Below are 15,904 nucleotides of genomic sequence, written 5' to 3' on the forward strand. Positions count from 1 at the left end.
GTATTGATTTTAATTACTGAAGTATTTTATTTATTGTATATACATCAGTGATTTTGCCTTCTGTCATTACTTCATTCAGTTTATCCTGTACAATACTTTCCAGATTGGTCAACCCTGTTGTAAAATCTTCCTCTGTCAGCTTTGCCAACTCTTTGATTAGTATATTTTTCAGCTGAAAATCTCGTTTGCTGATTTCTTCTTTTGCATCTTTTCCATCTGTCAGTACCTGAAATTGAATTCTGACAAAGCTGCCATCCTTTAAATCTGTCGTAATTTCAGGAGTTTGATAGGAATGTTCTACAATATCATCAATGGATTGGGCCTGTCCTTTGGAATCTTCTCCATTTACATTCCAAATTACAACAAACGCAATGGAGGCACATACAATTATAATCGCTAATGACGTGACCATTGTTTTCATTAATCTACTCATTTGCTTCACCAGCCTCCTTTAAGGATACCTGCAGACCAATTTTTTGGTAATATGCTGTAATCAGCTTTATAACATCGCATTCTGGGTTTTTTACAACCATTTTTTTTCCGTTCATCAATGTAATGGTCGTGTCCGGCAATGATTGAATCTGTTCAATCATCATGGCATTTAATGTAAATAAGTCACCATTTAATCGTGTTAACTGAATCATAATATTGGCGGGAGTGCCCATATAACCTCAGCACTCCCTACCTCCTTATTATCGTTTTAAGTTTACAAGCTCCTGCAGAATTTCATCAGACGTAGTGATGATCCGGGTATTTGCCTGGAAGCCTCTCTGTGCTGTGATCATTTCAGTAAATTCCTCAGCTAGGTCTACGTTAGACATTTCAAGTGATCCGCTGACTATTGATGCTGCACCTTGAGATTCCGGTGCAATCAGAGCCTCTGTAAGACCAGCATTTTCACTATCCAGGAATAAATTGCTTCCTGCTTTTTCAAGACCAGCAGGGTTGGAAAAACCAGCTAAAGCAATTTGACCAGCAGTTTCTGTAGCGCCTGCCTGGGTTACATAATTAACAATACCATCTGTCTGGATGCTGAAGCTTTTTGCGTCTTCAGGAATAGTAATTGGTTGTTGATCCATGCCCTGTAAGTAATATCCATTCGAATTCACTATAGCGCCAGCCTCATCTAAATAAAAATTACCGGCACGTGTATAATAGGTAGTTCCATTTCCCTCCAGCATGAACATTCCATCACCCTCCAAAGCAAGGTCAAGTGGATTATTGGTTGTTTGACGGAACCCCTGTGTATGAATATTATCAATAGACCCTAATTGTGATCCTAACCCAACTTGTGACGGATTAACTCCCCCACGTGTATCTGTTGCACCCTGGGCACCTGATGTCGTTTGACTCATCATATCCTGAAAGGTAACTCTCCCTTTTTTAAATCCAGCTGTATTCACATTGGCAATATTATTGCCGATAACATCTAATTTTGTTTGAAAACCTTTCATACCTGAAATTCCTGCATACATTGAACGTAGCATTTGTATTTCCCCTTTATTGGTTTAATTGTAGTCGCTGTATCAATCAGTCAACAGCTTCTCGGCCTCCCAAAAGGGTCCAGCCTAATCGTTTATTAAAATAGTTCCATTAATATTTGTGAAGATTCTGCTTGTTGCCTCTTCACGGTCCATTGCAGTGACCACTGTGTGATTCTTTGCACTTACAAGCAATGCTGCATTGTTTGTCACCACAAGTGAATCTGTAATTCCTTTTTGTTTAGCTTCTTTAACTTTATCGCCAATTTTCTCCCATTGCTGCTCATTAATGTGAATGTTTCTTTCATTTAATCGCTCTGTTGCATGTTTGCTGATTTTTAAAGATTGTTGTTCAGCTAAGACATCTTTAAAGCTAGTTGTTGTTTGATTCGTCTTGTTCTTTTGCACATTTGGAAACTGCAAAGCATGATGATTTGGAACTTGATGAATACGATGATCCAAATTATTCACTTACCTTTCCAGGCCTCTCTGATTCTTCATCAGAACTAATTTTTAATACAGCATCTGCATAAATTTCTTCACCATTGTCCAGCTCTAAAATTGCCCAGCCTTCTTTCTGGCTTACAGCAACAACACTCCCAGTTTTCACACCTAGCTTTTCTCCGGTTTCCTGATCATAAGCTTCATATGAAACATCTTTTCCAATCATATGGCTGTACTGAATGACCGGCGACATTAACTGACTTTGTACCAGTGCATCAATTGAATTTGCCATATTCATCGTTTGTTCCAATTGAGAGAATGTGGCCATTTGTGAAATAAACGCTTTATCATCCATTGGGCTTAATGGATCCTGATTTTGCAGCTGTGTCATTAATATTTTTAAAAATTCTTCCTTGCCCAGATTATTGCTCGGGGTTCGGCTTGTCGTCTGGTTATTTAAATATAATGACGGATCAATTGTTGTCATTTTCACTCACCTACACTTTCTCGTTCATTAACATTTCATGAAATTGCGTTTCAAAATTACCTTCACTATTTTGATGATCATCCTTATTCGAATGCTGTGATTCATTTTGTTCATGCTCTGCTAATTGATCGTCTTTTTGTTCCTTTAGTACATCCTGTCCAACCTGTACATTCACTTCCTGCTTTTCAACAACTACCTGATGTGGTGAAAACATATTCCGTAATTGATGCATATTGGACTCAAGCATTTCTTTTGCCGCCTGTGAAGTAACCATAATTTTCACAGCCATCTCACCATTGATCTGTGTGAAGCGAACCATCATTTCCCCCAAATTATCCGGTCGTAAAGCAATGGATAATTGATTTATACCATTAGGTAAAGCCTGAAATCTGCTTGATTTCATTACTTTTTGAAATTGTTCAATTAATTCCTGCCCAGCTGCATTTGTATTTGCCTGTGTTTGGTTCATATGAATAACATACTGTTCAAGTCTTGATAAAGGCATGTTCACATTACTTGTCAGCTGCTGTCCAGCTAACTTTTCTGTATGTCCATAAGTTTCCGTTGCTTTCACCAGCCATTTGCTGATATCTGTGCTTGTTACATTAGCTTCATTTCTATACTGCTGATGTCCAGCGATTTTGTTTCTCCTTTGAAAAGCCTGCAGCAAGTCTCTCCAAATATTTTGCTCGCTTGTTCCTTCTTTAGGTAATCCTTGGTTTACTGAAGTAAGTTCAGTATTGTTTGTGTTTTTCATTAAGGCTGTCCATTGCTGCAGTAATCCCAACAGCTTTGGAGATGCCTTAGCGGCGTCTTTTTGATTACCGATCTGGGAAAGAATCATTTCCGCCTGCTTAAATATTTCAGCCAGCTGTTTTTGAACATCACTCAAGTCCAATGTATTATTATTTTTGAAGTTAACAGATAACAAATCCGTATTCATAAGGCTCTCGAAAACCGGACTATTTTGTGCTGCTCCAGCTATGGAGACATCTTGCAAAAGGCTTTCCAATCCATCAGAACCAACCTTCAGGCTGTCAAAGAGAATAGGCAACCGTGCTTCCACGTCATATAGAGTATTCAAATTCAAATCTGTACCATCTTTGTCAATAACCTGACTCAGAACCTTTTGAATATCTTCTGGTAGTAAATTTGCTTTTGCTGTCACATTAGTCGCTTGATTTCCTGCATCAGCTTCCCCAAGCAGTGATTGAAATAAAGCTGGATTACCTTCTGATACTGCTCCCTTTGAATTTGAAGGTACTCCAGTTTTGGAAGACGGTACCTGCTGTAATAACATTGCGACCCCGTTCATTGTCTCTCACCCCCTTTCAAGTCAGCTCTGCTAATGCTGAGTACTAATAAATAATTGAGTTAATTCTGCTGCCTTTTCAGCTTCCATTTCTCCTAGAAGCTCACCACGAACTTTATTGGAGACTTCTTTTAAAATAGAAACTGCCATTTCATTATCGAGGTTCTGTAAAATCCCAGCAGCTTGCTCACTGTCCATATCCTTAAATGAATCAGATATAGTTTTTAATGGACTAGGCTCTTCAGCTTCATCACCTTCAGCTTCATTCCTGCTAGTGTTTCTGTTTTCCAGTTTCTCTATCTCCTGCTCTAAGGTCTCGATAGTTGCTTGTAAATCATTAGTTTCTTGCTGCAATTGCTCGATTTCGGCATCTTTATTTTCTGCCGTCTCCTGAACCCTTTCCTTTTGCTGCTCTTCTTTATTCTCATCTGGTGTTGTGATAAGTGATGAAATAACTGGAATGTTATTGCCCTTTTCTTTTGCCCAATCAATGACATTCACACCTGCTACTGCAAATATAATAACTGTCAGTGTTAATGCGACAGCAACCGGAATAACAATTGCAAATAAAAACCAGAGAATTGGATTCATTTTTTTCATTTCGGTCTTTACATCCTTGCTCATTAGCTTCACCTGTTTTTATGGCTTAAATATTGTTGAATAGATATTTCGTCCATCGACATTTTTTCTGCCTTTTTAAAAATCTCTTCTTCTGACTGTTTACGTAACTCTATTATTTTCTCAAATTTTTTTACTTCAACATGTGCATCTGTAAGTTTTAATTGCTTTGTTTCCATTTCTGACCTTGCTTTTTGAACATCCTGCTGCAGTCGCATAATTTGATTGTTCAATCGCTCTATGTATGCCAGCTGTTCCCGGATTCTGTCTAAAGAAGTTGTTGTATGAATGTATGTTTCATAGGATTCCTCTGCTGCTTCTTTTTTCTTCAGCAATAGATAAAGCTGATTGGCAACTTTCTCGAAAAAGTCCATAGCCTGATGATACGCTTTTTGCGCTTCATTTTTTTCCTTCTCACGAACATTCAATATTTTTGATAATACTACTGTTTCAGCCATTAATTATTTCCTCCATACAGCAAATCTCTCATCATTTGAATGGATTGTTCAAATGTTACATATTCGAAGATATCCTGCTTTAAAAATAACTGTATTTTTGGATAGAAGGATATCGCTCTGTCAATTTCACGATCTGTGCCGCGCTTATAGGCACCTATTTGTATCAGTTCACTGTTTTCTTCATAAACAGCCATAAGTGAACGTATTTCCTGAGCGACTTCTTTATGGTCTTTTTCTGTTATCTGATTCATAACCCTGCTTATTGATTTTAGTACATTGATTGCTGGAAACTGTCCACGCTCTGCTAATTTACGGTCCATGACAAAATGTCCATCCAAAATACCTCTGACTGTATCTGAAATCGGCTCATTCATATCATCCCCGTCAACCAATACTGTGTAAAAGGCTGTTATGGTTCCATACTGATTTGTACCGGCCCTTTCAAGCAGCTTAGGCAGTGTTGCAAAAACAGAAGGCGGATACCCCTTCGTTGTAGGCGGCTCCCCAGTAGCAAGTCCTATCTCCCTGCCTGCCATAGCAACCCTTGTAACGGAATCCATCATTAAATTTACCTGATAGCCCAGATCGCGAAAATACTCGCTGATCGCAGTTGCTGTATAGGCTCCTTTCATCCGCATGAGTGCGGGCTGATCAGAGGTAGCTACAATAACAATTGATTTTTTCAATCCTTCTCCACCAAGTTCCTTCTCAATGAACTCGCGGACTTCGCGGCCGCGCTCTCCTATTAGTGCAATCACATTAATATCTGCACTGCTGTTTCTTGCAATCATTCCAAGAAGCGTACTTTTACCTACGCCACTCCCGGCGAAAATTCCAATTCGCTGCCCTTTGCCAACCGTTAAAAGAGAATCAATTGCCTTTACTCCCACCTGGATTGGCTCATTAATCGGCGGCCTAAGCATTGGATTCGGAGGGGACTGTTCTGTCAGAAAGTTCGATAGCCCCCTTGGGAGCTGACTTTCATCAAGACATTCCCCTAATGGATCTATCACTTTTCCAATCAAGCCTCTCCCGATTTTTACCGTTAATGCCTTTCCAGTCGATTCTACTAAACAGCCTGGACCAATTTCAGTTACTTCGGAATATGGCATCAGAACAATTTTTTCATTATTAAAGCCTACTACTTCACATAGTATTCGAGATTTCTTTGATGTTGAAGTATGTACAAAACATACTTCACCTATCTTTGCATCAGGACCCTGCGATTCAATCATAAGGCCAACAACACGCAGTACTTTTCCGTACCGCTTATATGTATCAGCTTCTTCAATCGCTGCTAAATAACGGGCTGTATTCATTGATCATTCTCCATTCCAATTTCATACAGGACTTTGTGCAGCTGCTTTAGCTGAGTATCTATTCCTGCATCAATCTGACCAAATGGATGCTGGATTAAACAACTGTTTTCAGCCAGCTCATTATTTACGTATAAAGACAGCTTTGTATCATCTTGCAAAATAGTAATGAGTTCATCCTTCTGCTGTAAAACAAATTCGTAATTATCCGGATGCAAATAAATAGATATAGTCGAATGATCCTTCAATTCCTTGATGGCAGCTTTTATTACCGGTAAAAATGTTGCAGGATCCTTTACGATTTTCTGTTTTAAAATTTTCTCAGCTGCCTGAATGGACAGTGTCAGTATTGAGTTTTCGCTTCCTTCAACGGTAGAATGATAATCTTTTGTTGCTGCATCCGCAATTGAATTTGCCTTTTCCAATAGCTGTTTATATTGCTTAAGAGCTTCTTCCTTCCCTTGAGCAAATCCGGCATGATAACCTTCATCCCTGGCTTCGTCAATATAGATGTTTTTTTCCTTTTCCCAGTTTACCTTTTCCTGGTTAATTGCGGCTTTTGTTTCATTAATTAATCTTTCTTTTTGTTTGGTTAAAATCTGGAACTCCTCACTTGCTTTTTGGAGTTCCTTTTGGATATCCTGCTTTTTTGAATTTTCTTCAGGAGCTGACTTTTTTCTTTGGCTGGTAATTGGTTTTATTTTTATAACTTGAGAATGAAGATGATCAGACAATTATATCGTCACCTCCGCCACGTGCAATAACAATTTCCCCAATATCTTCCAGTCTCCGAATTGTTGCAACAATTCTGGTTTGAGCCTCTTCGACGTCTTTTAATCGGACTGGACCCATGTATTCCATCTCTTCCTTGAAGGTTTCAGCCATCCGCTGTGACATGTTCTTAAAGACAATGTCTTTTACCTCATCACTTGCCACCCGAAGAGATAATCGTAAATCTTCATTTTCAACTTCCCGGATGACGCGCTGGATTGCACGATTATCTAAAATGACAATATCTTCAAAGACAAACATGCGTTTCTTAATCTCGTCTGCGAGATCAGGATCCTGAATTTCCAAAGCATCGAGTATTGTTCTTTCAGTACTTCGGTCAACGCCGTTTAATACCTCAACAACTGCTTGAATTCCACCAGTTTGTGTATAATCTTCCGTCAATGAAGATGAAATATTTCTTTCCAGCACCTGCTCCACCTGACTAATAATCTCAGGTGAAGTAGAATCCATTGTAGCAATCCGTTTAGCGATGTCTGCCTGCAGCTCTTGCGGCAGTGCAGATAAAATTTGGCCGGCCTGTTCCGGGTCTAGATAGGAAAGCACGAGAGCAATTGTTTGCGGATGCTCCCCCTGAATAAAATTCAAAACTTGCTGCGGATCTGCTTTTCTGGCAAAGTCAAATGGCCTAACCTGCAAAGAGGATGTAAGCCTGTTAATAATATTTGACGCCTCCTGTGATCCAAAGGCTTTTTCCAAAACCGTCTTTGCATAACCAATTCCACCCTGGGAGATATAATCCTGTGCAAGTGCAATTTGGTGAAACTGATCCAGTACATCTTCTTTCAGACTCGAATCTACTTTCTTCACTGACGATATTTCCAAACTTAGTTTCTCTATTTCTTCCTCTGTTAAGTGTTTATATACTTGAGCTGAGACATCCGGGCCAAGAGAGATTAATAGAATAGCTGCCTTTTGTTTTCCTGTTAACGCACTTTTTGTCCTTGCCATTTTATGTCCCTCCTATTCTTCCCCAATCCAGCTTCTTAAAAGTTTAGCGAATTCTTCCGGCTTTTCCTTCGCTATTTTCTCCAGCTGCTTTCTGCGAATTACTGATTCTGAATCCTGATTTTCTGGCATTTCAGGCACTTCCAGACTTGGCCCTGTGGTGATTGTTTCCTCAATATACTCTTCTTCCGCTTTACGATTTCGAAGTAATAGTACTGCCAGAATAATAATGATTAATAATAATACCGCACCCGCCATATACAGCCACATAGGAAAAACAGGAGCAGCTGTTTGCGGCATTGCCGGTTCATCATTGAATTCCTGGAATACGATAGAGAATTTTTCATCTGGAATAACCTCACCATATTCTTTATCAATGGATGTTCCAATAATGGATCCTAGAATGGACGAAATTCCTTCTTCAACTGTATTTTGTTCCTGTTGGGACAAATACTGAATGTCGTTTCCATTTGTATTTCTGACTTGATCAACTGCTACCTGGATACCCAAATCACGGATTTTATATGGACTTTCTACAATGTCCTTGCGTATTCGATTAAATTCATTGTTGATTGTTTCTTTCGCTAACTCATATTCCCCATTATCGTCATTTTCCTGAGCCGGGTAGTTTGCAACATCCTCATCACCAGTTCCTGCTTCACCCCCAACAGGAGGATTTCCTGAGTAGGTTTCCTGGATTGTTTCAATGCTTACAGGCAGTCCTTCCATATTCTCAAGGTCGACAGGTTCTACTAGTTCTTCTGTTCGATTTTCCTGTGTAAAGTCAATATCTGAGGTCACAGATACAATCACATTTTCTGCACCTACCATGGCGCCCAGCATTTGCTGCAGTCTTCTTTGAATATCACGTTCGATATCCTTCTTTACTGTTTGCTGATATGTATGGGAACCTTCAGCGTTCATTGACATCTGTGAGTTGCGGTCATAGTATTCAAAATACTGATTCATAATTGCTATATTATCTGGTGGCAGATTTGGCACTGCTTTTGAAACAAGATGGTATAATGAGTCAATTTGATTGCCCTGAAACTGATATCCAGGCTTTGTATTAATTACGATTGAAGCACTCGCTTCCTCGGCGCTGTCACTTACGAAAACAGGATCTTCAGGCATATTAATCATTACTTTTGCATTCTCAATACCCTCAATGCTTTTCATCAAATTAGCAAGTTCTGTCTGCATGGCATCAAGTTTCATTATATTAAATTCATTATCAGTAATTCCCCAGGAAGTATTTTCACTAAAAAAAGAATAGTCTATGTTGCCACTATTGGGAATTCCCTGTCCCGCTAGATCTACAAGCAATGTATCGACATTCTCTTCCGGTACGGTAATGGTTTTGCCCCCATCCTCAAGTTCATAGGAGATACCTCTGGCATCCAATTCAGTTTTTATCTGGCCAACTTCCTGTAAGGAAAGATTATTATATAATGGAACTAATTTGCTTCCTGCCGCACTGAACAGTACGATACCGGCAATCAATAATAGTACAATCAATATGGAACCGTTAAAAATTCCTTTTTGACTTTTGGTTCGATTCGACCAGAAAGCCACACTTTTTTCTTTCCATTTCAATATGTTTTCCTTCATACAATCCCCCACTAAAGCGCCTAAAACATAACTGATAGGTATTGTTTATGCTTTTAAAGTTTTATAAATTTGTGTTTATACTTGCATGCGCATAATTTCGTTATAGGCATCAATAGCTTTTCGCTGAATTTGAACAGTTGTTTCTAATGTGATACTTGCCTTTTGTGCTGTGATCATTACATCATGAAGATCGTCAATTTTTCCTGCTGCAAGAGCTTCTGTTTTATTATCTGATGCAACCTGTGCATTATTAACACTATCAATTGCAGATTTTAATGTATCTGCAAAATCCGCTTGAGCCTCTCCTGCTGAAACTTCAGGTTTTGATACGTCAGAAACGGGTATTGTAGTTTGAGGTATAGAATTTAATCTAACATTCATAATAAATACTCCTAACTATTTTATTTTCCAATCTCCAATGCTTTCATTAACATACTTTTACTTGCATTTAGTGCCGTAATATTTGCTTCATACGATCTGGTGGCACTCATTAAATCAACCATTTCTTTTAAAGGATCAACATTGGGTAATTGAACATAGCCCGCTTCGTTGGCATCCGGATGTGCAGGATTATACACAATTTTAAACGGTTCCTCATCTTCTCTAATTTCTGTAACCCTGACACCAGTTGCTTGATTATTATTTTCTGCTTTATGTAAAAAAGATTTGAAACTTTGGCCTTGGGGCGCCATTGCCACCATTTTTCTTCGGTATGGTTCAAACTCGCCATTCTCATTTATAGTTGCACGTGTAGTTTGTGCATTAGCTATATTTGATGAAACAACATCCATGCGGAGCCGTTGTGCAGTCAATGCACTGGCACTTGAATTAATCGCATTAAATATAGACAATTCTAATTACCTCCCCGTATAACACGTTGCAAACTGCCGAATTTACCATTAATCCTATCAACCAATGCCTGATAGTAGATTTGATTTTTTGCTAGGTCTGCCATCTCTTTATCCACATCTACATTATTTCCATTATGATTGTACATCGTATTATTTTTTTCAGTGATCATATAACTTGAGTGGTAGTCTGAATTAAATCGAATATGTTTTTCATTTGTTCTTTTCGCTTCAAATGAATCTGAGATGGCATCATTTAAAACATTTTTAAAAACGACATTTTTTGCTTTATAGTTCGGTGTATCGATATTTGAAATATTATTGGATATTGTCCGATTTTTTGCTGAAGCATAATCAAGTGAATGTTCCAATGTTCGAATGGTTCCGCTAAATAATTCCAATATTATTTCCTCCTATTACGTTTAATTTACAACGGTCATAAAATTAAAAACACCTACGAACATTGTATGTTAAATTACAACCAAAGTCTATTAAATTTCGACATTTTCCTTAACAGGAAAAATAAATAGTTAAATATTACTAGGTATATTTAATTATTAAAATGCCTTTTTTTAGGTAAAAATCTGGCAGAATTTGAATTATGAACAATGCCTTTCTCGTTTTGTGTCGAAATTCACCAGCAAAATTAATTTTTATGATTTAAAAATTTTAATGCTTGATATTGTTGAAACAATAAAAATGGATATTTTCTATCCTTATTATAATAAAATATTCTAGTTATAAATGTGAAATATATCACGTTTTAGTGACATTTGCAGAACAAGAGCGCTAACGCCCGTTTAGCGACGTACGAACTGGACTGAACCGCAGAAGATATCAGGAAACATGCCCCTGGATAGGGGGTATGCCGACGTTGGCTTTAGCCGGTTTTAGTCGACCCTCCTTTACACCGGGGCCGATGTTGACTTTCAGCACAAGGGTATAAGTGCGACTAAGCCTCTGGTTCCACCAATCGGCAAGTCTTCTTTATCGTACGGAGGTGAAGGAAGTTCGCTAGTCGCTGGGTGCTGGAGCCGGATGTGGCTGATTTGGTTGTTTATTTATCCACAGGTCAAATATTTTATAATTTACGCTATGCTATAAGAAAAGGAGAAACCCGTGATATCACAGGTTTCTCCTTTTCTTAATTTCATTGATGAATCAGTCAGAACTTAAAACTGAGTTAATCCTTGTTTATCTTGTACGAAGTTTTTCCAGCTCTACCAGGAATTTATCATTAAGAACCTTAATGTAAGTTCCTTTCATTCCAAGAGAGCGTGATTCAATAACCCCGGCACTTTCCAGTTTTCTTAATGCATTAACAATAACTGATCTTGTGATCCCTACTCGATCAGCAATTTTACTTGCTACAAGGAGACCTTCATTTCCGTTTAATTCTTCGAAAATATGATCAATTGCTTCAAGTTCACTGTAAGATAGAGAACTGATTGCCATTTGGACAACAGCTTTGCTTCTTGCTTCCATTTCTATTTCTTCCGTTTTCTCATGCAAAATTTCCATTCCAACAACAGTAGCGCCATACTCAGCCAACAGCAGGTCATCATCATTAAAGCTTTCTGTAAGTCTTCCAATCACCAGTGTGCCTAATCGTTCTCCACCGCCAATAATAGGTACAATTGTTGTTAAACCATTTTTGAATAATTCTCGGTTTTCAACAGGGAAAACAGTATGTGGGCTTTCAATGTCAAGATTAGCTGTTGTTTCATGAATACCGGAAAGCCCTTGAATGTATTCTTCAGGGAATTGTCTTTCTTCAAGCATATTCTTCATGCGCTCATTTTCAATTTCCTGATTAATTGCAAATCCTAAAAGCTTTCCTCTTCTGCTGACAATGTAAACATTCCCAGTTATTACATCTCTTAGTGATGCAGACATGTCGTTGAAGTTTACTGATTTTCCTGTAGCCTTTTGAAGCATTGCATTAATTTTTCTTGCGCGATCTAATAGTTCCATAATGATTCTCCTTTTTATTCATAAAGTTATAGTATAAATTGACTTAAGTCCTTGTTTTTAACAATAGTACTTAATTTTTCATCCACATAGGCAGGAGTGATTTCAATTTCCTCCATATTTATATCAGGGGCTTCATACGATAAATCTTCCAGTAATTTCTCTAAAATCGTATGTAATCTTCTTGCACCGATGTTATCAGTCTCCTGATTTACCTCATAGGCAATTTCAGCCAGTCTTGTAATAGCTTCGTCCGTAAAAACAACATTTATACCTTCCGTTTTCAATAACGCCTGATACTGTTTCAATAAGGCATTGGAAGGTTCCTTTAAAATTCTCTTAAAATCTTCGGTGGTCAGTTTTTCCAATTCAACCCGGATTGGAAATCTCCCCTGAAGTTCAGGGATAAGATCAGAAGGTTTTGCCATATGAAATGCACCTGCTGCAATAAAAAGCATATGATCTGTTTTTACAGGACCATGCTTTGTTACAACTGTGGAGCCTTCAACAATTGGGAGTATATCCCGCTGTACACCTTCTCTGGATACATTTGCTGAATTTTCCTGCTTTCCGGCCACTTTATCGATCTCATCTATAAAGATAATGCCGGATTGTTCCGCGCGCGTTATTGCAACGTGTGCTGCTTCCTCCATATCGACCAGTTTCTGTGCCTCCTGCTGTGTTAAAACCTTTCTTGCCTCTGAAACAGAAAGCTTCCGTTTCTTTTTCTTTTTCGGCATGAACTGACCAAATGCATCCTGCATATTCATTCCCATTTGTTCCATTCCCGAACCTTGCAGCATATCAAACATCGAAGGGGGCATTTCTTCGATTTCTACTGTTACCATGTGATCTTCCAGTTCCCCAAGAGCTAACTTATGCTCCATTCGTTTTCTCTTATTCCTAATTTCTTCATCTTTATCTTTGTTTTTACTCTCATCATCATCATTTGTGGACTGGTCTGGAAAAAGCATTTCAAATGGATTTTTCATAGATGATTCTTTTTTAGCTTGTGGCACCAGAAGATTTACTAGCTTTTTATTTGCTTCAACCTCTGCTTTGCCTTTTACTTCTTCCATTTTTTCTTCTTTAACTATCCGTATAGACATTTCCACCAGATCACGGACCATTGATTCTACGTCACGTCCTACATAACCCACTTCCGTAAATTTAGTTGCTTCAACCTTTACGAAAGGAGCTCCGACTAGCCTGGCCAATCTTCTGGCAATTTCGGTTTTACCTACCCCGGTTGGTCCCATCATTAAAATATTTTTAGGGACGATTTCGTCTTTAATTGCATCATCAAGCTGCATTCGCCGGTAACGGTTTCGAAGTGCAATCGCAACAGACTTTTTGGCATTTTTCTGACCGATAATATACTTATCTAATTGACCCACAATTTGTTTTGGAGTGTAATCTATTCCCATGCTTATAAAAGGCCTCCTTATTATTCAAGTACCTCTAAAGTAATATGGTCATTTGTATAAACACATATTTCTCCAGCAATCTCAAGAGCCGATTGAGCAATTTCTTTAGCTGATAAATGTTCAGAATGTCTAACTAATGCTCTTCCTGCACTTAAAGCATAATTACCGCCGGATCCTATGGCTAATATTCCATCATCGGGTTCAATGACTTCTCCCGTTCCTGACAGTAAAAACATATTCTCTTTATTCATCACAATAAGCATTGCCTCTAATTTACGCAACACTTTATCACTCCGCCACTCCTTGGCTAATTCAACTGCTGCTCTTGCCAGGTTTCCATTGAAAGTCTGAAGCTTTCCTTCAAATTTCTCAAATAATGTAAATGCATCTGCAACAGAACCTGCAAAACCCGCTAAAATTTTTCCATTATATAATGTACGGACTTTTTTTGCTTTGTGTTTCATTACAACAGCATTTCCTAACGTTACCTGACCGTCTCCACTCATGGCACATTGGCCATTATGCATAATTGCAAAAATAGTGGTAGCATGCATTTCAACTGACAATCCATTCACCTCATTCTATCTGAATATTAATTATGTGCTCTTGGATGACTGTTCATATACACTTCACGCAAATGATCTTTTGTTACATGTGTATATATTTGGGTGGATGATAAATTCTCATGCCCCAATAGTTCCTGCACACTCCGAAGATCAGCACCTTCATTCAATAAATGGGTTGCAAAGGTATGTCTCAGCTTATGTGGATGCACATGAACTGTCAAAGCCGCCTTTTCCACCATTTTATTAAGAATCAGCCGAATCCCTCTGGCGGTTAGAGCACCGCCTCTGGCATTTAGAAAAACTGATTCGGCAGAGTTCTTACCTTTGCTCAGCAGTTTATTTCTTCCGTCATTTATGTAACTTTCCAGAGCTTTTTCCGCAAAATTGCCAAATGGCACATAACGTTCTTTTCTGCCTTTTCCAGTTACAAATAATGTACCAATGGAAAAATCAATATCCCTTATATTCAATTGTTCACATTCACTGACTCTGATCCCTGTGCCATATAGTGTCTCCAGTATGGCTTGATTGCGCTGACCCAGCGGATCGGACAAATCATTTACTTCAAATAATTTTTCCAACTCTTCCTTATATAAGAAACCAGGGATCGGCTTATCTTTTTTTGGTAGTGTAATATTCATAAAAGGGTTAGCTAAAACCATATTTTCCCGTTCCAGAAATTTATAGAAACTTTTTAATGACGAGATTTTTCTGGAAACTGACCTTCTGCTTAACTGTTTATTGTATAAACTCGTCAGAAAGACTCGAACAGTTCGCTGATCTGGCTGATTTAACTGATCAATACCTTCTCCGTTCAAAAAAGAAAAAAATGTTTCCAGATCATTCAGATAATATTTCACAGTATATGGAGATGCATTTTTCTCAATCTGCAAATACTCCATAAAAGCATTGCTTTCCAATGTAAAATTATTCAATTTCCCACCCCGTTAAGCAGCAAAATAAATCATATCATAGTCAAAATCGAAAAGCAATAGACTTCACAAAATTGCAACAAAATTCTGAATTGACCTTATAGTCATTATAACATAAATAATCTGCCTATGATACAATTTTCTAAATTTTCCATAACCTGTATTAGTCTGTCAAGCATTTACACTTACCAATTCGCAATTATATCTGTATCAAAGTAATTAGTCAACAATAAACAATTCCATTAGTTTAGAAAATTAAATACTGCAGAAAGGTTATAAAATTATGTTTATTATTGGTATTGACAACTTTTTAATCAAATATCCTCAATTCATTAATTTTTTCTTTTGTTTCTTCTGTTCCTAGATTATATATTTTGCGATAAATTTCCATTAAATGATTATCATACGCTTCTCTTTCATCATCTGCACCCCATTCGTCAAATGGCTTTGCAAGGAATTTCACTGCATCTTTTGCATTTTTATTTTTCTCCCTGAACAGATCTTCTATCTCTTCTATTTCACTTTGACTTGCAATTATTTCATATTCTATGCCACTGTCGGGAATAGACATTTCGCGAATGTCCTGTGTATCTACTGTTACAAAGAAATGTTTTTTTTCTGTCATGGTAAAAACCTCCTCTTGATAAGGAGTTTTCCCTTTTTACAATTGTTGAAACTTCTTACGCCTTAAGTATA

The 15,904-nt window shown here is 37.9% G+C and carries 20 protein-coding genes; all 20 read right to left on the bottom strand.

All coding sequences use genetic code 11. The features are described from left to right. Window positions 1-13: 13 nt before the first annotated feature. Window positions 14-433, bottom strand: coding sequence for a flagellar basal body-associated protein FliL (fliL, locus tag CIL03_RS03975; protein WP_094883911.1), 420 nt, complete (start codon window positions 431-433; stop codon window positions 14-16). Continuing rightward, window positions 426-644, bottom strand: a complete 219-nt coding sequence (locus tag CIL03_RS03980; protein ID WP_094884441.1) for a flagellar FlbD family protein — start codon at window positions 642-644, stop codon at window positions 426-428. The genes fliL and CIL03_RS03980 overlap by 8 nt, the downstream gene beginning before the upstream one ends. A 48-nt stretch (window positions 645-692) precedes the next feature. Next, entirely contained in the window at window positions 693-1,487 is a 795-nt protein-coding gene (gene flgG / locus CIL03_RS03985) for a flagellar basal body rod protein FlgG (RefSeq protein ID WP_094883912.1), read from the bottom strand. A gap of 81 nt (window positions 1,488-1,568) precedes the next feature. Beyond that, the gene (locus CIL03_RS03990) at window positions 1,569-1,943 is read right to left on the bottom strand and encodes a TIGR02530 family flagellar biosynthesis protein (protein ID WP_094884443.1); all 375 of its coding nucleotides are present in this window, start codon (window positions 1,941-1,943) and stop codon (window positions 1,569-1,571) included. A gap of 1 nt (window position 1,944) precedes the next feature. Then, window positions 1,945-2,412 (bottom strand): flagellar hook assembly protein FlgD, encoded by a 468-nt coding sequence (gene flgD, locus CIL03_RS03995; RefSeq protein ID WP_094883913.1) that lies wholly within the window; start codon window positions 2,410-2,412, stop codon window positions 1,945-1,947. A gap of 10 nt (window positions 2,413-2,422) precedes the next feature. Continuing rightward, entirely contained in the window at window positions 2,423-3,727 is a 1,305-nt protein-coding gene (locus tag CIL03_RS04000; protein WP_094883914.1) for a flagellar hook-length control protein FliK, read from the bottom strand. A 30-nt stretch (window positions 3,728-3,757) separates the two neighbouring features. Next, complete coding sequence (locus CIL03_RS04005; protein ID WP_094883915.1) at window positions 3,758-4,348, bottom strand: MotE family protein; 591 nt, start codon at window positions 4,346-4,348, stop codon at window positions 3,758-3,760. A gap of 5 nt (window positions 4,349-4,353) precedes the next feature. Beyond that, window positions 4,354-4,800 carry a flagellar export protein FliJ gene (fliJ, locus tag CIL03_RS04010; RefSeq protein ID WP_094883916.1) on the bottom strand — a complete coding sequence of 149 codons (447 nt, stop codon included), beginning with the start codon at window positions 4,798-4,800 and terminating at the stop codon, window positions 4,354-4,356. After that, window positions 4,800-6,119, bottom strand: a complete 1,320-nt coding sequence (fliI, locus tag CIL03_RS04015) for a flagellar protein export ATPase FliI (RefSeq protein ID WP_094883917.1) — start codon at window positions 6,117-6,119, stop codon at window positions 4,800-4,802. Before fliI ends, fliJ begins: the two co-directional genes overlap by 1 nt. Then, entirely contained in the window at window positions 6,116-6,850 is a 735-nt protein-coding gene (gene fliH, locus CIL03_RS04020; protein ID WP_094883918.1) for a flagellar assembly protein FliH, read from the bottom strand. The genes fliI and fliH overlap by 4 nt, the downstream gene beginning before the upstream one ends. After that, window positions 6,843-7,856 carry a flagellar motor switch protein FliG gene (fliG, locus tag CIL03_RS04025; protein ID WP_094883919.1) on the bottom strand — a complete coding sequence of 338 codons (1,014 nt, stop codon included), beginning with the start codon at window positions 7,854-7,856 and terminating at the stop codon, window positions 6,843-6,845. Before fliG ends, fliH begins: the two co-directional genes overlap by 8 nt. A 12-nt stretch (window positions 7,857-7,868) precedes the next feature. Next, the gene (gene fliF / locus CIL03_RS04030; RefSeq protein WP_094883920.1) at window positions 7,869-9,464 is read right to left on the bottom strand and encodes a flagellar basal-body MS-ring/collar protein FliF; all 1,596 of its coding nucleotides are present in this window, start codon (window positions 9,462-9,464) and stop codon (window positions 7,869-7,871) included. A gap of 75 nt (window positions 9,465-9,539) precedes the next feature. After that, on the bottom strand, window positions 9,540-9,845 hold the full coding sequence (fliE, locus tag CIL03_RS04035; protein ID WP_094883921.1) for a flagellar hook-basal body complex protein FliE: 306 nt from the start codon (window positions 9,843-9,845) through the stop codon (window positions 9,540-9,542). A 20-nt stretch (window positions 9,846-9,865) separates the two neighbouring features. Then, complete coding sequence (gene flgC / locus CIL03_RS04040; protein ID WP_094883922.1) at window positions 9,866-10,315, bottom strand: flagellar basal body rod protein FlgC; 450 nt, start codon at window positions 10,313-10,315, stop codon at window positions 9,866-9,868. A 2-nt stretch (window positions 10,316-10,317) separates the two neighbouring features. After that, window positions 10,318-10,713 (bottom strand): flagellar basal body rod protein FlgB, encoded by a 396-nt coding sequence (gene flgB, locus CIL03_RS04045; RefSeq protein WP_094883923.1) that lies wholly within the window; start codon window positions 10,711-10,713, stop codon window positions 10,318-10,320. A 793-nt stretch (window positions 10,714-11,506) separates the two neighbouring features. Next, on the bottom strand, window positions 11,507-12,286 hold the full coding sequence (gene codY / locus CIL03_RS04050; RefSeq protein WP_094883924.1) for a GTP-sensing pleiotropic transcriptional regulator CodY: 780 nt from the start codon (window positions 12,284-12,286) through the stop codon (window positions 11,507-11,509). 26 nt (window positions 12,287-12,312) lie between these two features. Continuing rightward, window positions 12,313-13,710 carry an HslU--HslV peptidase ATPase subunit gene (gene hslU, locus CIL03_RS04055; protein ID WP_094883925.1) on the bottom strand — a complete coding sequence of 466 codons (1,398 nt, stop codon included), beginning with the start codon at window positions 13,708-13,710 and terminating at the stop codon, window positions 12,313-12,315. 20 nt (window positions 13,711-13,730) lie between these two features. Beyond that, window positions 13,731-14,276 (bottom strand): ATP-dependent protease subunit HslV, encoded by a 546-nt coding sequence (gene hslV, locus CIL03_RS04060; RefSeq protein WP_094883926.1) that lies wholly within the window; start codon window positions 14,274-14,276, stop codon window positions 13,731-13,733. 26 nt (window positions 14,277-14,302) lie between these two features. Further along, a complete protein-coding gene (gene xerC, locus CIL03_RS04065) occupies window positions 14,303-15,211 on the bottom strand; it encodes a tyrosine recombinase XerC (protein ID WP_420855378.1) in 909 nt (302 codons plus the stop codon). Between the two features lie 307 nt (window positions 15,212-15,518). Further along, window positions 15,519-15,833 carry a hypothetical protein gene (locus CIL03_RS04070; RefSeq protein WP_094883927.1) on the bottom strand — a complete coding sequence of 105 codons (315 nt, stop codon included), beginning with the start codon at window positions 15,831-15,833 and terminating at the stop codon, window positions 15,519-15,521. Window positions 15,834-15,904: the final 71 nt, after the last annotated feature.

Origin of the sequence: Virgibacillus indicus, assembly GCF_002266285.1 — a bacterium.
Lineage (GTDB): Bacteria > Bacillota > Bacilli > Bacillales > Amphibacillaceae > Virgibacillus_K > Virgibacillus_K indicus.